General features: G+C 58.6%; 23 protein-coding genes and 3 tRNA genes. 7 read left to right on the top strand and 19 right to left on the bottom strand.

The genetic code is table 11. The features are described 5' to 3' along the window. Window positions 1–106: 106 nt before the first annotated feature. A complete protein-coding gene (bsmA, locus tag ACLH1U_RS19255; RefSeq protein WP_023291718.1) occupies window positions 107–415 on the top strand; it encodes a biofilm peroxide resistance protein BsmA in 309 nt (102 codons plus the stop codon). Window positions 416–552: 137 nt separating this feature from the next. After that, window positions 553–828, top strand: coding sequence for a DUF1471 family protease activator YjfN (yjfN, locus tag ACLH1U_RS19250; RefSeq protein ID WP_004206450.1), 276 nt, complete (start codon window positions 553–555; stop codon window positions 826–828). Here the strand turns inward: yjfN and ACLH1U_RS19245 are convergent. From ACLH1U_RS19245 to ACLH1U_RS19220, 6 genes are all read right to left on the bottom strand, one after another. Further along, window positions 819–2456: an isovaleryl-CoA dehydrogenase gene (locus tag ACLH1U_RS19245; RefSeq protein ID WP_101862388.1), complete on the bottom strand. Its 1638-nt coding sequence runs from the start codon at window positions 2454–2456 to the stop codon at window positions 819–821. The two genes, yjfN and ACLH1U_RS19245, sit on opposite strands and share 10 nt — an antisense overlap. Before the next feature lie 124 nt (window positions 2457–2580). Further along, a complete protein-coding gene (gene rlmB / locus ACLH1U_RS19240; protein WP_002885669.1) occupies window positions 2581–3312 on the bottom strand; it encodes a 23S rRNA (guanosine(2251)-2'-O)-methyltransferase RlmB in 732 nt (243 codons plus the stop codon). A gap of 79 nt (window positions 3313–3391) precedes the next feature. After that, window positions 3392–5830 (bottom strand): ribonuclease R, encoded by a 2439-nt coding sequence (rnr, locus tag ACLH1U_RS19235; RefSeq protein WP_411299403.1) that lies wholly within the window; start codon window positions 5828–5830, stop codon window positions 3392–3394. A gap of 36 nt (window positions 5831–5866) precedes the next feature. Beyond that, window positions 5867–6292 carry a nitric oxide-sensing transcriptional repressor NsrR gene (nsrR, locus tag ACLH1U_RS19230; RefSeq protein WP_002885667.1) on the bottom strand — a complete coding sequence of 142 codons (426 nt, stop codon included), beginning with the start codon at window positions 6290–6292 and terminating at the stop codon, window positions 5867–5869. Between the two features lie 150 nt (window positions 6293–6442). Further along, on the bottom strand, window positions 6443–7741 hold the full coding sequence (locus ACLH1U_RS19225) for an adenylosuccinate synthase (protein ID WP_012543110.1): 1299 nt from the start codon (window positions 7739–7741) through the stop codon (window positions 6443–6445). A 102-nt stretch (window positions 7742–7843) separates the two neighbouring features. Next, window positions 7844–8041, bottom strand: coding sequence for a DUF2065 domain-containing protein (locus ACLH1U_RS19220; RefSeq protein ID WP_002885664.1), 198 nt, complete (start codon window positions 8039–8041; stop codon window positions 7844–7846). Between the two features lie 223 nt (window positions 8042–8264). Here ACLH1U_RS19220 and ACLH1U_RS19215 point away from each other — a divergent pair, with 223 nt between their 5' ends. Then, window positions 8265–8555, top strand: a complete 291-nt coding sequence (locus ACLH1U_RS19215; protein WP_048296471.1) for a hypothetical protein — start codon at window positions 8265–8267, stop codon at window positions 8553–8555. A gap of 83 nt (window positions 8556–8638) precedes the next feature. Here ACLH1U_RS19215 and hflC read toward each other — a convergent pair whose 3' ends face one another. The 9 genes from hflC to nnr all read right to left on the bottom strand — a co-directional run bounded on the left by hflC (window position 8639) and on the right by nnr (window position 18884). Next, on the bottom strand, window positions 8639–9643 hold the full coding sequence (hflC, locus tag ACLH1U_RS19210) for a protease modulator HflC (protein ID WP_004192484.1): 1005 nt from the start codon (window positions 9641–9643) through the stop codon (window positions 8639–8641). Between the two features lie 2 nt (window positions 9644–9645). Then, window positions 9646–10908 carry an FtsH protease activity modulator HflK gene (hflK, locus tag ACLH1U_RS19205; protein WP_004206443.1) on the bottom strand — a complete coding sequence of 421 codons (1263 nt, stop codon included), beginning with the start codon at window positions 10906–10908 and terminating at the stop codon, window positions 9646–9648. 65 nt (window positions 10909–10973) lie between these two features. Further along, window positions 10974–12254 carry a ribosome rescue GTPase HflX gene (gene hflX, locus ACLH1U_RS19200; protein WP_004146725.1) on the bottom strand — a complete coding sequence of 427 codons (1281 nt, stop codon included), beginning with the start codon at window positions 12252–12254 and terminating at the stop codon, window positions 10974–10976. A 75-nt stretch (window positions 12255–12329) separates the two neighbouring features. After that, window positions 12330–12638 (bottom strand): RNA chaperone Hfq, encoded by a 309-nt coding sequence (gene hfq / locus ACLH1U_RS19195; protein ID WP_002885659.1) that lies wholly within the window; start codon window positions 12636–12638, stop codon window positions 12330–12332. Between the two features lie 92 nt (window positions 12639–12730). Continuing rightward, on the bottom strand, window positions 12731–13681 hold the full coding sequence (miaA, locus tag ACLH1U_RS19190) for a tRNA (adenosine(37)-N6)-dimethylallyltransferase MiaA (RefSeq protein WP_004206442.1): 951 nt from the start codon (window positions 13679–13681) through the stop codon (window positions 12731–12733). Then, entirely contained in the window at window positions 13674–15533 is a 1860-nt protein-coding gene (gene mutL / locus ACLH1U_RS19185) for a DNA mismatch repair endonuclease MutL (protein ID WP_048336486.1), read from the bottom strand. Before mutL ends, miaA begins: the two co-directional genes overlap by 8 nt. A gap of 10 nt (window positions 15534–15543) precedes the next feature. Continuing rightward, window positions 15544–16902: an N-acetylmuramoyl-L-alanine amidase AmiB gene (gene amiB / locus ACLH1U_RS19180; protein ID WP_044525185.1), complete on the bottom strand. Its 1359-nt coding sequence runs from the start codon at window positions 16900–16902 to the stop codon at window positions 15544–15546. 16 nt (window positions 16903–16918) lie between these two features. Continuing rightward, window positions 16919–17380: a tRNA (adenosine(37)-N6)-threonylcarbamoyltransferase complex ATPase subunit type 1 TsaE gene (gene tsaE / locus ACLH1U_RS19175; protein ID WP_139620694.1), complete on the bottom strand. Its 462-nt coding sequence runs from the start codon at window positions 17378–17380 to the stop codon at window positions 16919–16921. Next, complete coding sequence (gene nnr / locus ACLH1U_RS19170) at window positions 17373–18884, bottom strand: bifunctional ADP-dependent NAD(P)H-hydrate dehydratase/NAD(P)H-hydrate epimerase (protein ID WP_194859211.1); 1512 nt, start codon at window positions 18882–18884, stop codon at window positions 17373–17375. Before nnr ends, tsaE begins: the two co-directional genes overlap by 8 nt. Before the next feature lie 13 nt (window positions 18885–18897). On the opposite strand from nnr, the gene queG reads away from it, so the two are divergent. Then, window positions 18898–20037 carry a tRNA epoxyqueuosine(34) reductase QueG gene (gene queG, locus ACLH1U_RS19165; RefSeq protein ID WP_411299401.1) on the top strand — a complete coding sequence of 380 codons (1140 nt, stop codon included), beginning with the start codon at window positions 18898–18900 and terminating at the stop codon, window positions 20035–20037. Window positions 20038–20307: 270 nt separating this feature from the next. Here queG and ACLH1U_RS19160 read toward each other — a convergent pair. From ACLH1U_RS19160 to ACLH1U_RS19150, 3 genes are all read right to left on the bottom strand, one after another. Further along, window positions 20308–20383 (bottom strand) — tRNA-Gly (locus ACLH1U_RS19160). Window positions 20384–20455: 72 nt separating this feature from the next. Then, a tRNA-Gly gene (locus ACLH1U_RS19155) sits at window positions 20456–20531 on the bottom strand. Between the two features lie 68 nt (window positions 20532–20599). After that, a tRNA-Gly gene (locus ACLH1U_RS19150) sits at window positions 20600–20675 on the bottom strand. Window positions 20676–20969: 294 nt separating this feature from the next. On the opposite strand from ACLH1U_RS19150, the gene ACLH1U_RS19145 reads away from it, so the two are divergent. Beyond that, entirely contained in the window at window positions 20970–21701 is a 732-nt protein-coding gene (locus ACLH1U_RS19145; RefSeq protein ID WP_004206436.1) for a transporter substrate-binding domain-containing protein, read from the top strand. Between the two features lie 43 nt (window positions 21702–21744). Here the strand turns inward: ACLH1U_RS19145 and orn are convergent, their stop codons facing one another. Then, a complete protein-coding gene (orn, locus tag ACLH1U_RS19140) occupies window positions 21745–22290 on the bottom strand; it encodes an oligoribonuclease (protein ID WP_004206435.1) in 546 nt (181 codons plus the stop codon). Window positions 22291–22384: 94 nt separating this feature from the next. On the opposite strand from orn, the gene rsgA reads away from it, so the two are divergent. Together rsgA and asd are read left to right on the top strand one after the other, a co-directional pair. Continuing rightward, window positions 22385–23446 carry a small ribosomal subunit biogenesis GTPase RsgA gene (gene rsgA / locus ACLH1U_RS19135; RefSeq protein WP_023291707.1) on the top strand — a complete coding sequence of 354 codons (1062 nt, stop codon included), beginning with the start codon at window positions 22385–22387 and terminating at the stop codon, window positions 23444–23446. A 160-nt stretch (window positions 23447–23606) separates the two neighbouring features. Then, complete coding sequence (gene asd, locus ACLH1U_RS19130; protein WP_411299400.1) at window positions 23607–24569, top strand: archaetidylserine decarboxylase; 963 nt, start codon at window positions 23607–23609, stop codon at window positions 24567–24569. The last annotated feature ends 22 nt before the right edge of the window (window positions 24570–24591 follow it).

Below are 24591 nucleotides of genomic sequence, written 5' to 3'. Positions count from 1 at the left end.
TCACAACATTTTCATTCGAAAATCGCGTCAGAGATAACAGTTCGGGAACATTCCCCGGAAATCCTGTTAAGGCTACCACTACACTATCACTATCAGGAAACGAGATATGGTTATGCGCAGGTTTTGTCCGTGGTTACTGGCTATCGTCCTCAGCGGGTGTAGCGCTCTGCAGGGAACGCCGGAAGCCCCGCCGCCCGCCACCGACCATCCGCAGGAGATCCAGCGCAACCAGACGGCTGGCCTGCAGAAAATGGCCACGGTGAGCGTACTGATGTACGGTTCGCCGATGGATGTCGAAGCGGCGCTGAAGGCCAAAGCAGAAGCGGCCAAAGCCGATTACTACGTCATCATTATGATCGATGACACCATGGTACCCGGCCAGTGGTATTCGCAGGCGATCCTCTATCGTCGATGACGAGACGGCGTCTTTAAATCTGCTTTACACAGCTTTGCGTCCATTCACGTTCTCCTGTGCATAATAACGTTCGGCCAGCCACCTGGCAGGACGTTAGCAACGGACTGCCCTTGGGACTACGTGAAATGGAGCTGACGATGAAACGATCTTTTACCCTATCCAGCCTGCTGTTAACCACTGCGACGGCCAACACCTCCGCGCAGTCAGCCGAATTCGCCAGCGCGGATTGCGTCACCGGCCTGAATGAAATCGGTCTGATCTCCGTCGCTAATCTTTCCGGCAGCCAACAGGATGTGGAGCACGCCATTGCCCGCAAAGCGGACGAGCAAGGCGCCTCCTGGTATCGCATTATTCAGATGTACGAGGAACAACAGCCGGACAGCTGGCGCGTGCAGGCCATTCTCTACGCCTGAGGCGCCTGGCGCCCCCGCCCCATGGCCCGCAGCAGCAGGTCGTCGAGGGTCGGCGCGTCAAGACGTATGCCGCCGCGCGTGTCGAGCATCATCCGGCACCAGGCTTCGGCCAGCGGCGGCGAAGCGAAACGCAACATCTGCGCTCCCGCCCCCAGACGATAGACCAGCCGGGCAATCTCTCTGCCCTGCTCTTCTGCGGGTCGTTTCAGCAATTGCTGCAGCTGACGCCATGCGCGGTCGAGATGGCGGTTCTGTCCTTTCACCTCCGCACACTCCGCGGCCAGCAGCTCCATCGCCGCCGGCTGCTTGCTCAGCACCCGCATCACATCGAGGCACATAATATTGCCGGAGCCTTCCCAGATGCTGTTGACCGGCATCTCGCGATACAACCGCGGTAGCTCACTCTCCTCGCAATAGCCGATCCCTCCCAGGACTTCCATCGCCTCAGCGACGAACGGGATGCCGGCCTTGCAGATGGCAAACTTGGCCGCAGGCGTAAACAGACGCGCCCAGGCGCTTTCCCGGGCATCATCCCGACAGTCCCAGGCCCGCGCCAGACGAAACAGGAACGCGGTTTGTCCTTCAAGACGGAGCGCCATTTGCCCCAGCAGCTGGCGCATCATCGGTTGATCGACCAGATTTTTACCGAACGCCTGGCGCTGTAACGCATGATACAGCGCCACCGAGAAGGCCCGGCGCATCAGGGCATGGCTACCCAGCGCGCAGTCAAAGCGGGTCAGGCCGCCCATCCTGAGGATCTGCCGCACGCCGTCGCCCTCGTCGCCCACCAGCCAGCCGCAGGCGTCATAAAACTCCACTTCGCTACTGGCGTTGGAGCGGTTGCCGAGCTTTTCTTTTAAGCGCTCCAGCCGCACGCCGTTGCGCTGTCCGTCGGGCAGCAGGCGCGGCACAAAGAAGCACGACAGGCCCGCAGGCGCCTGGGCCAGCACCAGGTGGGCATCGCTCTGCGGCACCGAGAAGAACCATTTGTGTCCCACCAACCGGTAAAACCCTTCCGCCGTTTTCTCCGCGCGGGTGGTATTGCTCAGCACATCGGAGCCCCCTTGCTTCTCGGTCATCCCCATGCCAATCAGCAGGCCGCGCTTCTGGCCGCCCGGCGCGAGGTGGGGATCGTAACGGTCGCTCAGCAGCGGCGACAGCCAGTCGCCAAAAGGCGCAGGCAGGGCGTGCTGCAGCAGGGGCGTCGCGGCGAAGGTCATGGTAATCGGGCACAGCGTTCCGGCCTCTACCTGGGCGTGGAGCAGAAAGCGAGCGGCGCGCGCGACAAACGCGCCTTCACGGGCCTCCTCCTGCCAGGCGAGATTATGCACCCGGTTCGCGCACAGTCCCTGCATCAGCAGGTGCCAGGCGGGGTGGAAGCGAACGTCATCCAGTCGGGCGCCGGTGGCGTCATAGCGCAGCAGCTCCGGCGGGTTGCTGTTGGCCAGGCGTCCCAGCTCCAGCGATTCTGCGGTCCCCAGCTGCTGGCCAATGCTGGCGAGCAGATCGCCATCCCAGCCGGCGCCTTCACGGACCACCGCTTCACGCAGGGCGGTATCAGACAGGAACAGATTGCTGTTATTCAGCGGGGTCGGTTGATTAAAAACGGTGTGCGTTTGCCAGTGCATCGTGTCTCCCTCCATCAATGGCGATAACCATAAGTATGGTTATCCAGGGAGATACTCGCCCGCGAGAGCGGTCACAAAAAAGCCATCCCGGAGGATGGCTTTTCAGTTCCGTCAGCGGATCAGCTTAGCTGCGCTGGCGTACCGCCTCAAACAGGCAGATGCCAGTGGCCACCGAGACGTTCAGCGAGGAAACGCTGCCCGCCATCGGGATGCTGATCAGCTCATCACAGTGCTCGCGGGTCAGGCGGCGCATACCTTCGCCTTCCGCGCCCATCACCAGCGCCATCGGCCCGGTCATTTTGCTCTGGAACAGCGTATGGTCGGCTTCACCTGCGGTTCCGACGATCCAGACGTTCTCCTCCTGCAGCAGGCGCATGGTGCGCGCCAGGTTGGTGACGCGGATCAGCGGGACGTTCTCCGCCGCGCCGCAGGCCACTTTCTTCGCCGTCGCATTCAGCTGCGCGGAACGATCTTTCGGCACAATCACCGCGTGCACGCCGGCAGCATCGGCGCTGCGCAGGCAGGCGCCGAGGTTATGCGGATCGGTCACGCCGTCAAGGATCAACAGGAACGGCTGATCGAGCTGCGCCAGCAGATCCGGCAGATCGTTCTCCTGATACTGACGCCCCGGCTTCACGCGGGCAATGATCCCCTGGTGTACCGCGCCTTCGCTCTTCTCATCGAGGAACTGGCGGTTGGCCAGCTGAATCACCACGCCCTGCGCTTCCAGCGCGTGGATCAGCGGCAGCAGGCGCTTATCCTCACGGCCTTTCAGAATATAAACTTCCTGAAAACGCTCAGGTGCGCGCTCCAGCAGTGCCTGCACCGCATGGATGCCGTAAATCATTTCACTCATTGATGTACTCGTTTTAGGTTCTGTTATCCGCCCTTCACCCCGTCCTGCGTCAGCAGACTTCAGAGTGAAGGGTGGTCAATCACTCGGCGCTCTTCTTCTTTGCCGCGCGCTTGGCTTTGGTCGCGGCGGCGATTTTCTGCGTTTTCGCCGACGGTTTTTTCGCTTTCTTCTCGCCTTTCGGCTTCGCTTTCGCCTGGTCTTTTTCTTTGCGGAACGCGATGTCCGGCTCGAAGTTCACCTGCTTACCAACCTGACGACGACGGCCGCCCGGTTTGCCGGAGGTGCTCTTTTTCGCTTTCTCACGGGCGGTTTTGCCGACATTACGCGGCGCGCGCTCGCTGGAGATGAGGGTAAAGTCGATTTTACGCTCGTCCATGTTGACCGCTTCCACACGGACTTCCACGCGGTCGCCCAGGCGATAGGTCTGCCCGCCGGACTCGCCGATCAGACGCTGCCCCACCTGGTCGAAACGATAGTAGTCGTTATCCAGGGAGGAAACATGCACCAGGCCGTCGATAAACAGATCGTTGAGACGAACAAAGAAGCCAAAGCCGGTCACGCTGGCGATAACCCCGGAGAAGATATTGCCTACCTGATCCTGCATGAAGTCACACTTCAGCCAGTCGGAGACTTCGCGTGTCGCTTCATCGGCGCGACGTTCGGTCATCGAGCAGTGCTCGCCCAGCTGCAGCATCTCTTCCATGCTGTAGTGCCAGCCGCCGGTCTCCGTGCTATTGCCTTTATGCCCCTGCTCTTTAGCCAGCAGATATTTGATGGCGCGGTGCAGCGACAGATCCGGGTAACGACGGATCGGCGAGGTGAAGTGGGCATAGGACTGCAGCGCGAGGCCAAAGTGGCCGCGGTTTTCCGGATCGTAGACCGCCTGCTTCATCGACCGCAGGAGCATCGTCTGCAGCATTTCCGCATCCGGGCGATCGGCGATGGAGGTCAGCAGTTCGGCGTAATCGCGCGGCTCCGGCTTGTTGCCGCCCGGCAGTTCCAGACCCAGCTCCGCCAGCACGCTGCGGAACGCGGTAATCGCCTCGGTGCTCGGCTTATCGTGAATACGGAACAGCGCCGGCTCCTGCGCCTTCTCAACGAAGCGCGCAGCGGAGATGTTCGCCAGGATCATGCACTCTTCAATCAGCTTGTGCGCATCGTTACGCTGGGTCTGTTCGATACGCTCGATACGGCGCTCGGCGTTGAAGATGAATTTAGCTTCTTCACTTTCAAATGAGATACCGCCGCGCTCTTCGCGGGCGCCATCCAGCACCTTGTAGAGGTTATGCAGTTCTTCAATATGCTTCACCAGCGGCGCGTAGTGCTCACGCAGCTCCTGGTCGCCCTGCAGCATATGCCACACCTTGGTATAGGTCAGGCGAGCATGTGAACTCATCACCGCTTCATAGAATTTATAACCGGTCAGACGGCCTTTTGACGAAATCGTCATCTCGCACACCATGCACAGGCGATCGACCTGCGGGTTCAGCGAGCACAGACCGTTAGACAGCACTTCCGGCAGCATCGGCACCACCTGCGACGGGAAGTAGACCGAGGTTCCGCGGCTGCGCGCTTCAGCGTCCAGCGGCGTCCCCGGACGCACGTAGTAGCTGACGTCGGCAATGGCTACCCACAGGCGCCAGCCGCCGCCGCGTTTCTTCTCGCAGTACACCGCGTCATCGAAGTCGCGGGCATCTTCGCCGTCAATGGTGACCAGCGGCAGGGAGCGCAGATCGACGCGCCCGGCTTTCGCCTCTTCCGGCACCTGCTCTTTCAGGCCGGAAACCTGGTTTTCTACCGCCGGCGGCCAGACGTATGGAATTTCATGGGTGCGCAGCGCCATATCGACGGCCATGCCGGTACCCATGTTGTCGCCCAGCACTTCGACGATTTTCCCCACGGCTTTGGTGCGACGGGTCGGGCGCTGGGTCAGCTCGACCACCACCACGTAGCCCATCCGCGCGCCCATAATCTCTTCCGGCGGGATCAGGATATCGAAGCTCAGGCGACTGTCGTCCGGGACGACGAAACCGACGCCAGCGTCGGTAAAGTAGCGGCCAACAATCTGGCTGGTTTTCGGCACCAGGACGCGGACAATGCGCGCTTCGCGGCGGCCCTTGCGGTCCGCGCCCAGCGGTTGGGCCAGCACCTGGTCGCCATGAATACAGGTTTTCATCTGCTCTGACGACAGGTAGAGATCGTCTTTGCGCCCTTCAACACGCAGGAAACCATAGCCATCACGGTGGCCGATAACGGTTCCTTTGAGGAGATCAAGGCGCTCCGGCAGCGCATAGCACTGACGGCGGGTGAAGACCAGCTGACCGTCGCGCTCCATCGCGCGCAGGCGGCGGCGCAGCGCTTCGGTTTGCTCTTCGCCCTCGATATTTAACTCGATGGCCAGCTCATCGCGGCTGGCAGGCTTTTCCCGTTTGGTTAAATGTTCGAGGATAAATTCCCGGCTCGGGATTGGGTTCGCGTACTTCTCAGCTTCGCGTTCCTGGAATGGATCTTGTGACATATCGGTTCCTCCGTTGTCATCTCCGGCAGAGTGGCGTCACTCCACCAGCAATAATTTATAAAGCGGTTGATTCTTCTCAACCAAATCAGCCAGCGTATAGTTATCCAGTTCCTTGAGAAAACTCTGCGCGGCTTCAGCTAGCGCCTGTTTCAAACGACAGGCTGGTGTAATGTGGCAAAACTCGCTGCTGCAGTTGACCAGCGATAAGGGTTCAAGGTCGCGCACCACGTCACCGACGCGGATCTGTCCTGCTGGTTTGCCGAGGCGAATGCCCCCGTTCTTCCCCCGCACGGCAGTTACGTAGCCCATGCGACTTAACTGATTGATTATTTTAACCATATGATTACGGGAGACGCCATAGACCTCGGTCACTTCCGAGATACTGGTCATCCGTCCTTCCGGCAGCGACGCCATGTAAATCAGCGCCCGTAGTCCGTAATCGGTGAAACTCGTTAACTGCACATAAACCTCAGGGAAAAGAAAACAGGGTATGTCGAGCGACATCATTATTATTGATGATAAACCAGCCAGCGCTCAGGCCGCTAATTTATTTAAAATGGGGCGGGCGAACAGCAAAAACAAGGGCGCCCGAACGGCGCCCCTTGCGAGTGATTATGCGTCGAACGGGTCGCGCAGAATCATGGTCTCGGTACGGTCTGGACCGGTAGAGATGATATCAACCGGAACGCCGGTCAGCTCTTCAATACGCTGGATGTAGTTCAGCGCTGCCTGCGGCAGGCCGCTGCGCTCTTTCACGCCGAAGGTGGTTTCAGACCAGCCCGGCATGGTTTCGTAGATAGGCTCGATACCTTCCCAGTTGTCGGCGGCCAGCGGAGTGGTGGTCACTTCGCGGCCATCCGGCATACGGTAGCCAACGCAGATTTTCACTTCTTTCAGGCCGTCGAGGACGTCCAGTTTAGTCAGGCAGAAGCCGGACAGGGAGTTAATCTGCACCGCGCGACGAACCGCGACGGCGTCCAGCCAGCCGGTACGACGACGACGACCGGTGGTGGCGCCGAATTCGTTACCCTGCTTGCAGAGGAACTCGCCGGTTTCATCAAACAGCTCGGTCGGGAACGGACCCGCGCCTACGCGAGTCGAGTAAGCTTTGATGATACCCAGAACGTAATCCACATAACGCGGGCCCAGGCCGGAGCCGGTCGCCACGCCACCGGCGGTGGTGTTGGAAGAGGTTACGTACGGATAAGTACCATGGTCGATATCCAGCAGCGTGCCCTGCGCGCCTTCGAACATCACGAAGTCGCCACGTTTACGCGCCTGATCCAGCAGGTCGGAAACGTCCACCACCATGCCGGTCAGGATGTCGGCAATCGCCATCACATCGTCCAGCACTTTCTGGTAGTCAACGGCTTCTGCTTTGTAGAAGTTCACCAGCTGGAAGTTGTGATATTCCATCACTTCTTTCAGTTTATCGGCGAAGGTTGCTTTATCGAACAGATCGCCAACGCGCAGACCGCGACGAGCGACTTTATCTTCGTAAGCCGGGCCGATGCCGCGACCGGTGGTGCCGATAGCCTTCGCGCCGCGCGCTTTTTCACGTGCCACGTCCAGCGCCACGTGATAGTCAAGGATAAGCGGGCAGGCTTCAGAGAGCAGCAGACGCTCGCGAACCGGGATACCACGGTCTTCCAGGCCCTTCATCTCTTTCATCAGCGCAGCCGGAGACAGCACGACGCCGTTACCGATGATGCTGGTGACGTTTTCACGCAGAATGCCTGATGGAATAAGATGGAGAACGGTTTTTTCACCGTTGATTACGAGAGTATGGCCGGCGTTGTGACCACCCTGGTAGCGCACAACATATTTAGCCCGTTCTGTCAGGAGATCGACGATCTTCCCTTTACCTTCGTCACCCCATTGGGTGCCCAGTACGACGACGTTGTTACCCATTTTTCAAAATCACCGTTTGCTTAAAAATGGATTCTACCATCGCTTTTTCAGAGTTACAGCACTTTTTGCATCCAAAATAAGGCAAATCCGACCACTTTTTGATCAGCCAATCGATTTCCTCAACATGTAGTAGATCACAATCCCGGCAACCACAAGTCCGCCGCCAAAGCGCCGCAATAAATTATCCGGGAGCTGGCTCAGGCTGGCGACCATCTTGCGCCAGGCGCGCGGATAAAGTAGCGGGCCAAGCCCTTCGAGTACTAAAACCAGCGCCAGCGCCAGCCAAATGGTGGAGTTCATCGTCAACCCTAATTGAAAAGTATCATCGCCGCCTTCGCAGGCGTCATCGGCCAGCACAGTGAATTCATTCACTCATTTCACATTGTCCCGTATTTCAGCTTCATTATGAACCAGCAAAGTGAAACATAATTCACAACCAATTGTATTGATGGATATTTTTTAAACTGTAACTATGCCGTCGCGTACTACAACCCGGTACGTCTACATAATCAGGAAGATTATCATGAGAGAATTAACCGCATTTGAAATCGAAAATGTGAGCGGCGCAGGTTGGTTACAGGATGGCCTGGCCTCCTTAGGTAGCAAGGTCGGCGCCGCCGTATGGACGATGGGCACCGATGCCCTGAGCATCAACCTGCCGCTGATTGGCACCATTAATCTGGCCGATCTGGCGCCGGACCTGGGCAAAACCTTGGGCGAAAGCGTTGGCTCATCTATCGGCGGCACCATCGAGAGTACGCTGGCGAGCCTGCCGGTGATCGGTGGCCTGCTGAACAAGCTGCTCGGCAACTAATTCACGCCGTCGTAGCATAAAAAAAGGCGCCTGTCTCAGGCGCCTTTTTGCATTAACCACTGTAGGTTACTGTCATCTTCGACTTATTTACGCACCGAATCCGGTGAACGCATATAGCGGAAGAAATCGCTATCCGGGCTCAGGACCATGACATCCTGATTGCTCTGGAAGCTCTTCTCATAGGCGCGCAGGCTACGAATAAAGGAATAGAAGCCCGGATCCTGGCTGAACGCGTCGGCAAACAGTTTTGCCGATTCCGCATCGCCTTCACCACGCAGGATACGGCCCTGGCGCTCGGCTTCCGCCAGCGTCTTGGTGACTTCATAGTCCGCGGTCGCGCGCAGTTTTTCCGCCTCTTCCTGACCCTGTGAACGGTGGCGACGAGCAACCGCTTCACGCTCCGCGCGCATACGGTTGTAGATCGCTTCCGACACTTCCGCCGGCAGGTTGATCTGCTTGATACGCACGTCGACGACTTCAATACCCAGCGCCGCCATACTGTTCGGGTTGATCACCTGCACTTTGCCGTTGGTTTCAGCTTCCACGCGCTCTGCCGCTTTGGCAATCGCGTCGTCAGCTGCCGGCGTGCTAACCTCGTCTTCCGTACCGGCCGACCCTGAGTTCAGCGCATCACGCACTTCCAGCGTCAGGCGGCCACGGGAGTCGGTGACGATGTCTTTCACATCCAGACGGCCGATTTCAGAACGCAGACGGTCCGAGAATTTACGCTTCAGCAGCACCTCTGCCTGGGAGACGTCGCCGCCGCCGGTGGCCAGGTAGTAACGGCTGAAGTCGCTGATGCGCCATTTAATATAGGAGTCGACGATCAGGTCTTTCTTCTCTTTGGTGACAAAACGGTCAGCCTGGTTATCCATGGTCTGAATACGCGCATCCAGCATTTTCACCGATTCGATAAACGGGATCTTGAAGTGCAGGCCTGGCGCGTATACCAGCGGCTTGTTTTCGTCGTCGCGCAGAACTTTACCGAAACGCAGCGTGATACCGCGCTCGCCCTCCTTCACGACAAAGACTGACATGTAGAGCACTACCAGCACGATGACAATGATCGCGATAACAGATTTACGCATCGTTATTCCCCCTGACGCTGGTAGTCGTTACGCTGCGCGTTAGCGCGGCGTTGGTCCATAATGCTACCCCCGGTTGAGCTCGAGGTTGATGAGGTGCTGGCGCTGCCAGTGCTGGATGCAGGCGGCAGACGCAGCAGATCGCTGGCGTCACTGCTATCGCTCTTTGCTGCCGGCGCAGCGGCGCCTTTCAGCATCTGGTCCAGCGGCAGAACCATCAGATTGCCGTTTTTGCTGTCATTAACCAGCACTTTACGGGTGTGGCTCAGCACTTTTTCCATCGTTTCGATGTACAGACGCTCGCGGGTAATCTCCGGCGCGGCTTTGTATTCCGGCAGGATCTTAGCAAAGCGAGCCACTTCACCCTGGGCTTCCAGGACGGTCTGGGTCTTATAGGCGCGTGCCTCTTCGAGGATACGCTGCGCCTGACCATTCGCGCGCGGCTGGACTTCGTTGGTGTAAGCCTCCGCTTCACGAATGTACTGCTGTTCGTTCTCACGCGCGGCAATGGCATCGTCAAACGCGGCTTTCACCTCTTCCGGCGGACGTGCCGTCTGGAAGTTGACGTCCAGCAGAGTGATGCCCATGTTGTACGGGCGAATCGTCTCTTCCAGCTCACGCTGAGTATCGCTACGGATCACGGTACGACCTTCGGTCAGAATGCGATCCATGGTGTATTTACCGATCACCCCGCGCAGCGCGCTGTCGGTGGCCTGACGCAGGCTGTCGTCCGCGCTGGTGACGCTAAACAGATAGCGCTCCGGATCGGTGACGCGGTACTGCACGTTCATCTCAACGCGCACCACGTTTTCGTCAGAGGTCAACATGACGCCGGACGCCGCCAGTTCACGTACCGACTCCACGTTTACTGCCTGCACGTTATCGATAAAGGTCGGCTTCCAGTTCAGGCCCGGCTCAACCAGATGGCTGAACTTACCAAAACGGGTGACCACGCCGCGTTCGGCTTCTTTAATAGTATAGAAACCGCTGGCCGCCCAGATAATCACTGCCGCCGCGGCAACGATGCCGACAATACGCCCGCCCATCGGTCCGCGAGGTCCCTGCGCGCTATTGCCGCCGCCCAGTCCGCCCTTGCCGCCGCCGAGCCCGCCAAGTTTTTTACTTAACTTGCGGAAGATATCATCCAGATCCGGCGGCCCCTGCTCGCGACCGCCTTTGTTGCCATTTCCCTCAGAGTTGCCGCCAGGTTTGCTGCTCCCCCACGGGTCGCGGTCCTGTCCGTTATTACCGGGCTGATTCCACGCCATGTATATGCTCCATATTTGTTTTTGATATCCCCACAGGGGTCAATATCTTCAGGCAAGCTGCAAGGTCAAACCACATAGTCAACAAGCGTTGGCTCTTGCTTACAGAGGCGCCGCCAGTCAACGATCGGCATGCGCACCTGCAGACTCACGCTGCCGTCATCCTCCATCCACTCTTTTTCTATCGCCTGAAGCTGATAGAAACGGCTTCTCAGTCGCCCTTCTTTCGGCGGTAAGCGCAGCGTATGCTGGGCCACTTCACCGGAAAGGCGCTCCGTTAACGCCTGAAAAAGCAGTGGTACGCCAACCCCGGTCTGAGCGGAAAGCCAGACCCGAATCGGTTTATTTTCATCGTCGCGATCGATGCGCGGTTCAAAATCGTCCAGCATGTCGATTTTGTTCATCACCAGCAGCGCCGGGATCTCATCGGCCTCAATTTCAGCGAGAACCGTATTTACCGCATCAATGTTTTCCTGCACGCGGACATCCGCCGCGTCAATCACATGCAGCAGCAGCGTCGCCTGACGCGTCTCCTGCAACGTCGCTTTAAACGCGGCCACCAGATCGTGCGGCAGGTGGCGAATAAAGCCGACGGTATCGGCCAGCACCGTTTCGCCGACGTCAGGGACGTCAATGCGGCGCAGCGTCGGGTCCAGGGTCGCGAACAGCTGGTTCGCGGCATAGACCTCGGCGGCGGTGATCTGGTTAAAGAGCGTTGATTTTCCGGCGTTGGTGTAGCCCACCAGCGACACGGTTGGAATATCGGCTTTCGCGCGCGACCGCCGCCCCTGCTCACGCTGTTTTTCGACTTTTTCCAGCCGCGACAGGATCTGCATGATGCGGTTACGCAATAAACGACGGTCAGTTTCGAGCTGGGTTTCACCCGGGCCACGCAAACCGATCCCGCCCTTTTGTCTTTCAAGGTGGGTCCAGCCGCGGACAAGGCGGGTCGCCATATGGCGCAGCTGCGCCAGCTCGACCTGCAGTTTCCCTTCATGGGTGCGCGCGCGCTGAGCGAAAATATCTAAAATAAGACCGGTACGATCGATAACCCGGCATTCGCACAGGCGTTCCAGGTTGCGTTCTTGCGCCGGACTCAGGGCATGATCGAAGAGCACGACCGAAGCGCCGGTCGCTTTAACGGCTTCCGCAATTTCGACTGCCTTACCTTCACCAACAAAATACTTCGGGTGCGGTGCTTTACGGCTACCGGTAATCACCTGCATTGCTTCGACACCGGCGGAAGAGGCCAGAGTTTCAAACTCCTGGAGGTCTTCCATATCTTTGTCTTGCGAAAAATAGATGTGTACCAGTACCGCCTGCTCACCGGCGTCATAACGGTCAAACAAGCGTAAACCCCTTATAAAATACCAGCGGGGAACGCAGAAAACCTGGCTCCCCGGCGTGGAAAAACAGCACTAGCCTTATTCGGCGTCGTCGCTGTCTTGTTGTGGCGCAGAAGAGCCCTGCGCGCTACCACCGTGGTGATAGTTACTGGAACCGCCGCCAGCATTGTTGCTGTGGTGAGACACCGGGCGAGACGGGACAACAGTAGAAATTGCGTGCTTATAGACCATCTGGCTGACCGTGTTCTTCAACAGGATCACGAACTGATCGAAAGACTCAATTTGCCCTTGCAGCTTGATACCATTCACCAAATAAATAGAAACCGGAACGCGTTCCCGACGCAAAGCGTTCAGGAACGGATCTTGTAAAGATTGCCCCTTAGCCATTCTCTCTTTTCCTTATATGTATGCTTGTTTTGTACTCAGAACCTTACGATTCTCAAAAAAAATTACGCACGATACCGTTTAATTGTACACGTTCAGTTCTGGCTCGCACCAACAACCTGTAATACTTTGTTGAGCGCTTGTTCAGGTTGTTCACTGTCTAACCAGTGCACACCTTCCCAACCGCGCAGCCAGGTGACCTGACGTTTGGCTAACTGTCTCGTGGCGCAAACACCTCGATAAACCATCTCATCATATGGGATCTCGCCATTGAGATATGACCACATCTGGCGGTATCCGACACAACGGATGGAAGGCATATCCGTATGCAAATCTCCGCGGGCAAAAAGCGCCCGTACTTCTGCTTCAAAACCTGAAGCTAACATCTGATGAAAACGCTGTTCTATGCGTTGATGGAGCAGTTCACGGCTCGCCGGGGCGATGGCGAACTGATGCACCTGATATGGCAGAGCGTCTCCTGACGTTTGCGTCAGTTCCGTTAAAGTTTTACCCGAAATGAAAAAAACTTCCAGTGCCCGGGAAAGCCTTTGCGGATCATTTGGATGAATACGCGCAGCCGCTACGGGATCGATCTCCTGTAACTGCTGATGTAACGCGTTCCACCCCTGCTCTGCGGCCTGTTGCTCAATCCGCGCTCTGACCTCTGGGTCAGCGGACGGTAAGGGCGACAATCCTTCCAGCAACGCTTTGAAATACAACATCGTCCCGCCGACTAACAGCGGAATTCGCCCGGCGGCGACAATTTCCGCCATCGCCGCCAGCGCATCGCGGCGAAAATCCGCCGCGGAATAGGCCTCTGCAGGATCCAAAATATCCAGCAGCCGGTGCGGCGCGGCGCTCAGCTCTGCGGCATCCGGTTTGGCGGTGCCAATATCCATTCCCCGATAAATGAGGGCGGAATCAACACTAATCAACTCTACTGGCAAAACTTTACGTAAGGCTATCGCCAGCGCGGTTTTGCCGGAGGCCGTCGGGCCCATTAAAAAAATTGCCTTGGGCAGGCTCGCCTCGGTTACATCATTCATCTTTCAGGGCATTCATCGCCGAATGGAGATCTACAGGTTGTAACAGGCCACCCGGCGGCGTTCTCACCAGCTGCGGGCAAAGACGCTCAACGTCCGCCAGCAGCGCAATCGCCTGCGCCATATTCCATGACGTCTGTTCGCTCGTCAGATTACGCGCCATCCATTGGGCGATATTGCCGACGTCGAATGCGTTTTGCTGCGCCAGGTAGCCTATCAGTTCAGGAATCAAGATTTGTAAATTTTGTTGTCTTAAGGGTAAAGGGACCGCGCGCACCGTCACGTGCAGGGCATCGGTATGCATATCGATCCCCAGCTGCGTCAGCGCCGGCTGCGCGGCGGCCAGCGCCTGTTTTTCCCCTTCCGTCACTTTTAACCGCAGGGGGATCAGCAGCGGCTGGGCACAGACGGCCTCTGCTCCCGGGGTTAACTGCGCCTGGCGCAGCCAGCGCTCGGCAACGGTCAACGACAGCAGCGCCAGGCCGCCCTCGCGCTCCAGCAGCGCGCAGTCGCGACTCACAATCGTCAGCACTCTGCCAAAGCTCTGGCTGTGACCGGCCAGTTCCGCCGCGCCCGGAGTCTGTAATGCGGGCTTTGGTGCCGTTGGCGTGTCGAGCAACTGACGATAAAGCGCCCCTTGCTGCTTCTGGTAACCCGGCTGCGCGTGCGGCCAGCTCGCGCCGCCCGGCCTGCCGCTGGAGGCCGCAGGCTCACGCGATGGCGTGATGCTGAAACGGGTTGCCGGTTCACGCGCTTCCGACGGCCGCGCAAACTGGTTGCCGCCCGCCGCGATCCGGTTCTCCGGCATCGCACGGGGCGCCGGCGGGTCGTCTTTTTCCGCCAGCGGCGCGTCAAGTTGCTGCTGCAGCACGCTCAGTACGCCCTGGTAGATAAAGTCATGCACCAGGCGCGACTGATGGAAACGCACCTCATGCTTGGCCGGGTGGACGTTCACATCCACCTGATGGGGATCGATCTCCAGATACAGCACAAACGCCGGCTGCTGATCGGCCCCCAGTTTGTCTTCACAGGCCTGGCGGATAGCGTGGTTGATCAGCCGGTCGCGCATCATCCGCCCGTTAACATAGCAATACTGAATTTCCGCCAGCGCAGGGGTGGTATGCAGCGGATCGGCGACCCAGCCGCGCAGGGTCAGATCGCCATGCTGCCACTCAATCGCCAGGGCATGTTCAAGAAAGGCGGCGCCACAGATGGTTCCCAGCCGCCGCTCCCGCTGGCCATCCTGAGCGACTGCCCGGTACTGGCGCATCACCTTGCCGTTATGGCTGAGGTTGATGGTGACGTCGAAGCGCGCCAGCGCAATGCGGCGGACCACCTCGTCAATGTGGCCGAACTCAGTCTTTTCGGTACGCATAAATTTGCGCCGCGCCGGGGTATTGTAGAACAGATCGAGGACTTCCAGGGTGGTGCCGACCGGGTGCGCCGCCGGCTTCACCGTCACCGCCTGATCGCGGCCTTCGGCATACGCCTGCCAGGCTTCCTGCTGTTCCGCCGTGCGCGAGGTGAGCGTCAGACGCGCCACCGAGCTAATACTGGCCAGCGCTTCGCCGCGAAAGCCGAGGCTGATAATGGCTTCGAGATCGTCGAGCGAGGCGATTTTGCTGGTCGCGTGGCGAGCCAGGGCCAGCGCCAGCTCGTCTTTTTTGATGCCGCAGCCGTTATCGCGAATGCGAATGAGCTTCGCGCCGCCGCGTTCGATATCAATATCAATTCGCGTGGCGCCCGCATCAAGGCTGTTTTCAACCAGCTCTTTCACCACCGACGCGGGCCGTTCCACCACTTCGCCGGCGGCAATCTGGTTGGCGAGCTGCGGCGGCAGAACCTGAATCGGCATCCCCTGCTCCTTAGTTAATCAACATCCCGCCTGGCGCTGCGGCGCTGGCGGTCTGCGCCGCCTCGCCGCGAGGCGCAGACTGCAGCGGATGCTGCATAAAGTAGTTGCGCAGACCGTTGTAAATCGCCTCCGCAATCTGCTCCTGGTAATCATCGCTCCCCAGCAGCCGTTCTTCCCCGTTGTTACTGATAAAGCCTGTTTCCACGAGGATCGACGGAATGTCCGGCGAGCGCAGTACGCCGAGGCTGGCATGCTCAGGACGGCGCTTATGCAGATTGCCAATCCGCTGCAGCTGGCTGAGCACGTTGGTCGCCACATCGTAGCCGACACGCTGGGAGTGACCGAACTGCAGATCCAGCACCGCCTGGCTCAGGTAGGGATCGGCCTGGCTGTTCGCCAGCACATCGCCCGCGCCGCCGAGCAGTTCAGACTGCTTCTCATGCTGCTCCAGCCAGCCGGCCATTTCACTGTTGGCGCGACGGTTCGAGAGCACCCATACCGAGGCGCCGGTGGCATCGCGGTTTGGCGCGGCGTCGGCATGGATTGAGACGAGGAAGTTGGCGTTTTGCTTACGCGCCACATCCGAGCGCCCCATTACCGAAATAAAGTAATCCCCGTCACGGGTCAGCACCGGTTTAAACTGCGGATCGGCGTTCAGCAGCGCCCGCAGCTTGCGCGCGATAGCGATAGTCACGTTCTTCTCTTTGGTGCCATTCGGACCAATCGCGCCAGGATCCTGACCGCCGTGCCCGGCGTCGATGGCGATAATCACCTTATCCTGCGCCGACACCGTGCGGGCCGCCGGACGGGTCACGGTCTGATTGTTGGTCATCGCCGGCTGAGAGGGGGTCATCACCGTCTGCCGATCGTGGCCCGACGAGCTGAACGGATTGCGTCCCGCCGTCGCCGTCCGGGAAGGCATTACCGGCGGCGGGTCGGCCCGTTTCACCACCACAGGAGGCGGCGGCGGTGGCGGCGGTGGCGCGTCGGCGTTGATGGTAAAGACCACCGTGTAATTCGCCCCGTTCTGCTGCTTCACCGCCCGGGTTTTGCCATCTTCCGTCAGATCCACCAGCAGACGCAGCGTCTGCGTATCCTGCGGCGTACCGGCGCGAATACTCTTCACCAGGTTGCTGCCGCTAAATTTCAGCGGCAGTCCCTGCAATACGCCGGTCTGCTTGATATCCAGCGCCACCAGTCGTTTGCCCTGCGGGGTAAAGGAATACTCCGGTTCACCGACAAAGCTAAGAGTAATACGGGCCTGCTGGTCTCCATTGGAGACCTGGATATCGGATAAACTCGCCGCAGTGGCGTGAAGACTCGACAGCATCAGCGCAGCGGCAAGCCAGGTGGTTATGCGATACTTCATCCCGTCATCCTTCAGGCTAAATGGCTAAACGCGCCAGTAAAGACTCACCCCGTGAGGAGATCGCGGTAATGCGCGCCTCACGCCCTTGTGCCTGGTAATCAAGGTGAATTTCAACGTCCGGGTCAGGCAGGACACCTGCGCCTTGCTGCGGCCATTCCACCAGGCAGATGGCATCGTCGGCAAAATAATCGCGGATCCCCATAAATTCCAGCTCCTCAGGATCCGCCAGGCGGTAGAGATCGAAGTGATACACCATCAGTTTGTCGAGGATGTACGGCTCCACCAGGGTATAGGTTGGGCTTTTGACATTGCCGCGGTGACCGAGCGCCTGTAAAAAGCCGCGGCTAAAGGTGGTTTTCCCCGCGCCTAGGTCACCATACAGGTAAATCACGGTGGCGCCGGTACAGGCCTGCGCAATACGGTCGCCCAGGGCCAGCGTGGCCTGCTCATCGGGTAAAGGAATCACTCGGTTAATCATGGTCTACGTCAATCACATCCGGGTTAACAACACGCCTGAGCGTGGAAAAGAGATCGGTCGCCAGCATGCCGCGGGTGCCCTCGCGGGCGGCCAGTCGGTCGGCGGCATCGCCATGCGCGACGCACCCGGCACAGGCAGCATCATACGGCGTCAGGTGCTGTCCTAACAATGCGGCGATAATGCCAGTGAGCACATCGCCCATTCCGCCGCTGGCCATCCCGGCATTGCCGGCGTCGATAATGCCCATCGCCCCGCTTTCACTGGCCACCACCGTGCCCGCGCCTTTCAGCACGACCACGCCGCCATACCGTTTTACCAGACGCTGCGCAGAAAGTAAGCGATCGCTTTCAATTTCTGCCACGCTGACGTTCAGCAGACGGGCCGCTTCGCCGGGGTGCGGCGTCAGCACGCGATTGTGACGTTTATCGGGATTGAATGCCAGCAGGTTCAGCGCGTCTGCGTCCCAGACCATCGGTTTGTTAACACTTTCCACCATGCGCAGGGCGCTGCGTCCCCACTCGTTCTGCCCCAGGCCCGGGCCAATCGCCACCACATCCGCCCATTCCAGCGCGGCTTTCAGGGTCTGCGGCGTCAGCTCATCCACCATTAATTCCGGCCGGGCGGTGATAATGGGCGCCACATTCTCAGGGTGAGTGAGTACTCGCACCAGCCCTGCGCCGGCGCGTAAAGCCGCTTCACCGCACATGCGAATCGCGCCTGCCGTGCCGCGATCGCCGCCGACGATCGCCAGCTTGCCGTGATCGCCCTTATGGGAGGTAGCCCGGCGCGGCGGCAGCCAGTCGGCAAGGTGGGCGGCGCAAAATCGCGTCAGGGGAGTACTTTGTCCGGCGAGCCAGCGCTCAAGCCCCAGCGCATGATGGTGGAGCTGCCCGACGACATCCCGCGCCTTGCCGGTCAGCAGCCCCGGCTTGAGCGCAATAAACGTCAGCGTATGGTCGGCCTGAATGACCGCCCCCGGCGTCGCGCCGGTCTGCGCATTCAGGCCGGAAGGGATATCCAGAGCCACCACCGGCGCAGGATGGTGGTTCGCCTGGTGGATGAGCGCCGCGATGGATTCGCGCGGCGCACTGCGCAACCCGGTGCCAAGCAGGCCGTCAATAATCAGTGAGATATCGTCTGGCCAGGGGACTGTGGCCGCATGGATCACGCCGCCGGCGTTAAGCCATGCCTCCCGCGCCGCCTGCGCCTCTTCCGGTAGCGGGTTGTCACTCTCCACCGCCAGCAGCGTCACCCGCCGCCCGGCGGCCTGGGCCAGACGCGCGACGACATATCCGTCGCCGCCGTTGTTGCCATGCCCGCAAAGGATCAGCCAGTGCGCGCTGTCAGGAAAAGCGCGGCTGGCCAGCTGGAACGCCGCCTCGCCCGCGCGCTGCATCAGTTCAAACAGCGTCAGTCCCAGACTGTCCGCCGCCTCTCGTTCGGCCAGGCGCAGCGCCTCCGCAGGCCAAATGTTGTATGGTATACTGTCAGGATTTTTCGTCATTGTATGGTCCATCATGTCACAGCCCCTCGATCTCGTTCAGTTAGCGCAACAAATCAAACAATGGGGCACAGAGCTCGGGTTCCAGCAGGTCGGTATCGCCGATACCGACCTTAGCGCCAGTGAACCCAAACTGCAGGCATGGCTGGATAAACAATACCACGGCGAAATGGAGTGGATGGCCCGTCACGGTATGATGCGCGCCCGCCCCCACGAACTGCTGCCCGGTACGTTACGCGTCATCAGCGTGCGGATGAACTATCTGCCCGCCAACGCCGCCTTTGCCCGCACCCTGAAAGATCCCGCGCTGGGTTACGTCAGCCGTTATGCCCTTGGGCGTGATTATCATAAGCTGCTACGTAATCGCCTGAAAAAACTGGGTGAGAAGATTCAGGAACAGTGTGCTTCGCTCAATTTTAGACCTTTTGTCGATTCCGCGCCTATTCTGGAGCGGCCCATCGCAGAAAAAGCGGGCCTTGGATGGACAGGTAAGCACTCACTTATCTTAAGCCGCGACGCCGGCTCCTTCTTTTTCCTCGGCGAACTGCTGACTGACCTGCCCCTGCCGGTCGACAGCCCGGTCGCGGAGGAGTGTGGACGCTGCGTCGCCTGCATGACCATCTGCCCCACCGGGGCCATCGTCGAGCCCTATACCGTCGACGCCCGCCGCTGCATCTCCTATCTCACCATCGAACTGGAAGGCGCGATCCCGGAGGAATTCCGTCCGCTCATCGGCAACCGGATCTATGGCTGTGACGACTGCCAGCTCATCTGTCCGTGGAACCGTTTCTCACAGCTCACCGATGAAGAGGATTTCAGTCCGCGCCAGGCGCTGCATGCCCCGCCGCTGGTGGAGCTGTTCGCCTGGAGCGAAGCGTGGTTTCTGAAGGTGACCGAAGGGTCGGCGATTCGTCGCATTGGTCACCTGCGCTGGCTGCGTAATATCGCCGTCGCGCTGGGTAATGCGCCCTGGGATGAAGCCCATCTTCGCGCGCTGGAGAGTCGCCTGGGCGAGCACCCGCTTCTCGACGAACACATTGAGTGGGCGATGGCCCAGCAGCTGAAAAAACGGAGCGCCGACGCCGTTGAAGTACAGCTGCCGAAAAAATTACGTCTGGTCAGGGTGGTAGAGAAAGGGCTGCCGCGCGACGCCTGATTCATTCACAGGCTGTGAATAAAATCTAAAACACATTGCGTTTCAAGGCGCAGACCGAGGTCAAGTGATCGGATTAACATTTCGAAATGAAATTTAATTGTTAAATTTCAATTAGATATAAAGATATTATTTACAAAGCGAAGCATTTACGCCGTCAGAGACGAAACGACAACCTGTGGATAACTCTGTTCACAGTATTTCTGCAGACCAAACGAAAATCATCCCCGGCGCTGGATTGCACTGTGGATAAATAAGAGATGGAAGAAAATTTGGAGCGGGAAACGAGACTCGAACTCGCGACCCCGACCTTGGCAAGGTCGTGCTCTACCAACTGAGCTATTCCCGCTTAATCATCGTCATTCAAGCTACTGTGTAGCAACCTGAAAACTGCGACTGGTGTGGTGTGTCATTCAAATTTTGGAGCGGGAAACGAGACTCGAACTCGCGACCCCGACCTTGGCAAGGTCGTGCTCTACCAACTGAGCTATTCCCGCTTAATCTTTGGCTTTCGCCCCGCATCTGCGAGATGAAATCCTTTGATCAGGATGGTGCTTTCAAATTTTGGAGCGGGAAACGAGACTCGAACTCGCGACCCCGACCTTGGCAAGGTCGTGCTCTACCAACTGAGCTATTCCCGCGTTACTGCATTTTTTGCCATATTTCGATGGCGTCGTAATTTGCATTTCTGCGTCGTTACGGGAGGCGCATTATACGAGAATTCGATGCCCCTGCAACCCCCTGTTCATCACTTTTTTGCGTTTTTTGTTTAAATGGATATTTTCTCGCCACCTACGCCGCTGAATTGTATAAATAAGCGTCATTTCGGGCAAAATCGCTTTTTCCGCCCGCCTGAATGACGCAAAATCGCTCGCATCATACAGCGGTGGCGCGACGTAAAACGAGGCCACCACGCCGCCAAACAGGGAATTAGCATGAGAAAAGTCCTCACCGTCCTGCTGCTGAGCACGCTGGCCATCGGAACCGCGTCAGCCGAGACGCTCCATTTTGGCACCAGCACGGCCAATCCGCCGTTTGTCACCGCCAACGGCAAAAATCAGCCTGTCGGCTTCGATATCGATCTTGCCCAGGCCCTGTGCCAGCAGATGCAGGCGCAGTGCCAGTTCACGGCGCAGCGTTTCGATACGCTGATCCCGGCTTTACGCTTCAAGAAATTTGACGCGGTGATTGCCGGCATGGAAGTGATCCCGATGCGTGAGAAGCAGGTCGCCTTCAGCCGTCCCTATCGCCAGGCGCTCTCCGGGGTGGTGATCGTCAACAAAGATGTCGCCCATACCTTTGCCGACCTGAAAGCCAAAAAAGTCGGCGTGGTGAAAGGCACACTGCATCAACACTATCTGCGTGATAAACAGAAAGCCGTACAGGCTGTTCCTTACGACGACGTCGCCAGCGCCCTGGCCGCGCTGAAGGCCGGGCAAATAACCGGCGTCATGGGCGACTTCGCCACCCTCGACGCCTGGCAGCAGGAGAACCCTGACTACGCCATCATGGATGAACGGGCCACCGACCCGGCTTATTACGGTAAGCAGTATGCGATTGCGGTGCGCAAAGACGATCCGGAGCTGCTGAATGCGATCAACGATGCCCTGACCGCGGTCATGGCGACGCCTGACTTCCAGCAGATGCAGCAGAAGTGGTTTAAATAAGGCAGAAAGGTGTACCGGGCCGCGCACAGGGCCCGGTCGCGGTTTACAGCTTAATGAAATGCTCGCGGTAGTAAGCCAGCTCGGCGACTGACTCGCGGATATCGTCCATCGCCTGATGGGTACCCTGCTTTTTAAAGCCGTCGAGAATTTCCGGCTTCCAGCGACGCGCCAGCTCTTTCAGCGTGCTAACGTCCAGATAGCGATAGTGGAAATAGGCTTCCAGTTGCGGCATGTACTTAAACAGGAAGCGACGATCCTGGCCGATGCTGTTGCCGCAGATCGGCGACTTGCCCGCCGGCACCCACTGCTTAAGAAACTCAATGGTCGCCAGTTCGGCGTCGTGCTCGCTGACGGCGCTGGCCTTCACGCGATCCACCAGCCCGCTGCCGGTATGCGTCCGCACATTCCACTCGTCCATCAGCGCCAGCTGGGCATCCGATTGATGCACCGCGATGGTCGGCCCCTCGGCCAGAATGTTCAGGTTGGCATCGGTCACCAGGGTGGCGATTTCAATAATGCGATCGCGCTCCGGATCCAGCCCTGTCATCTCAAGATCGATCCAAATGAGGTTGTTTTCATTTGCACTCATGCTATTTTCCACCCTTCTTGCGTGACTATATTCATCTAAAATAGCGTGTATCATAGAGGTTTTGCCCCATCAGGGCGACCAGGAGCCAGTTCGATTGAGTAAAAATAAACTCTCCAAAGGCCAGCAGCGCCGCGTCAAAGCCAACCACCAGCGCCGTCTGAAAACCACTGCGGAGAAGGCCGACTACGATGACAACCTGTTTGGCGACACGTCGGAAGGCATTGTCATCAGTCGCTTTGGCATGCATGCCGACGTCGAATCCGCTGACGGCAGCGTGCATCGCTGCAATATCCGCCGGACGATCCGTTCGCTGGTCACCGGCGACCGCGTGGTCTGGCGGCCGGGTAAAGACGCCGCCGACGGCGTAAGCGTCAAAGGGATCGTCGAAGCGGTTCACGATCGCGCCTCCGTCCTGACGCGCCCGGATTTTTACGACGGCGTGAAGCCTATCGCCGCCAATATCGACCAGATCGTGGTAGTTTCCGCGATCCTGCCTGAGCTGTCGCTGAATATTATCGATCGCTATCTGGTGGCCTGCGAGGCGCAGGATATCGAGCCGTTAATCGTCCTGAACAAAATCGATCTGCTGGATGACGATGGCCTGCGCTTCGTCAATGAGCAAATGGACATCTACCGCAACATCGGTTACCGCGTACTGCTGGTCTCCAGCCGTACTCAGGACGGCCTCAAGCCGCTGGAAGCGGCCCTGACCGACCGCATCAGCATCTTCGCCGGGCAGTCCGGGGTGGGTAAATCAAGCCTGCTGAACGCCCTGCTGGGGCTGAATGAGGATCAGATCCTCACCAATGATGTCTCGGACGTTTCCGGCTTAGGCCAGCACACCACCACCGCGGCGCGCCTCTACCACTTCCCGCACGGCGGCGATGTGATTGATTCACCGGGGGTACGTGAGTTCGGCCTGTGGCATCTGGAAGCGGAACAAATCACCAACGGCTTTGTCGAATTCCATGATTATTTAGGCCGTTGCAAATATCGCGACTGTAAACACGATACCGATCCTGGCTGTGCGCTTCGCGAAGCGGTAGAGAGCGGCAAGATCGCCGAAAGCCGTTTCGAGAACTACCACCGCATCCTGGAAAGCATGGCGCAGGTACAGGTAAAAACGCGTAAAAACTTTTCCTCGACCGATGACTGACCATTAAGCTGAGCGTCACGTCAGGCGCTGCCGGGCAGCGGTGATGACGCGGCTTACGCGGATGCCATTTGGCGAGTTTTACGTATAGAATCGTCCCCTTTTTTCAGGTCCCCGCCCGCAGGCGGGGTCAGGAACGACATATCATGGCCTGGAGGCTACTTTGTTAAACGATCTTAAACTTTCACTGCAATACATTCTGCCTAAACTGTGGCTCACCCGCCTCGCAGGCTGGGGTGCGAGCAAACGCGCAGGTTGGCTGACGAAGCTGGTCATCGATCTGTTCGTGAAATACTACAAGGTCGATATGAAAGAGGCGCAGAAGCCGGATACCGCGGCCTATCGCACCTTCAACGATTTCTTTGTGCGCCCGCTGCGCGACGACGTTCGCCCGCTGAATACCGATCCTAACGTACTGGTGATGCCGGCCGACGGCGTGATCAGCCAGCTTGGTGCCATTGAGAACGATAAAATTCTGCAGGCCAAGGGCCACGACTACAGCCTGGAGGCCTTACTGGCCGGCAACTACCAGATGGCCGACCTGTTCCGTAACGGCAGCTTCGCCACCACCTATCTGTCGCCGCGCGACTATCACCGCGTGCACATGCCGTGCAACGGTATCCTGCGCGAAATGATCTACGTTCCTGGCGACCTGTTCTCCGTTAACCATCTGACGGCGCAGAACGTGCCGAACCTGTTCGCCCGTAACGAGCGCGTCATCTGCCTGTTTGATACTGAGTTTGGCCCGATGGCGCAAATTCTGGTGGGCGCGACTATCGTCGGCAGCATCGAGACCGTGTGGTCCGGCACCGTAACCCCGCCGCGCGAAGGCATTATTAAACGCTGGACCTGGCCCGCTGGCGACAGCGAAGGCTCCGTCGCCCTGCTGAAAGGCCAGGAGATGGGCCGCTTCAAACTGGGCTCCACCGTGATCAACCTGTTTGCCCCGGGCCAGGTGAAGCTGGTCGACATGCTGCAAAGCCTGTCCGTGACTAAAATCGGCCAACCGCTGGCGACAACGGTGGAAGCAACCACCGCCGCTGAACCGGCGCCGTTACAGGAAGAAGAGATCCGCGCCGAACATCGCGCCAGCCCGCTGGTTGACGATAAACAAGACCAAGGTTAATTCTTCAGCAAAAGGGTTATGC

The organism is Klebsiella sp. 1SOBk5mer, assembly GCF_046603115.1.
Taxonomy (GTDB): domain Bacteria; phylum Pseudomonadota; class Gammaproteobacteria; order Enterobacterales; family Enterobacteriaceae; genus Klebsiella; species Klebsiella quasipneumoniae.
Note: the sequence above shows the minus strand (reverse complement) of the source record. Positions and strands in the feature narration are given on the sequence as shown.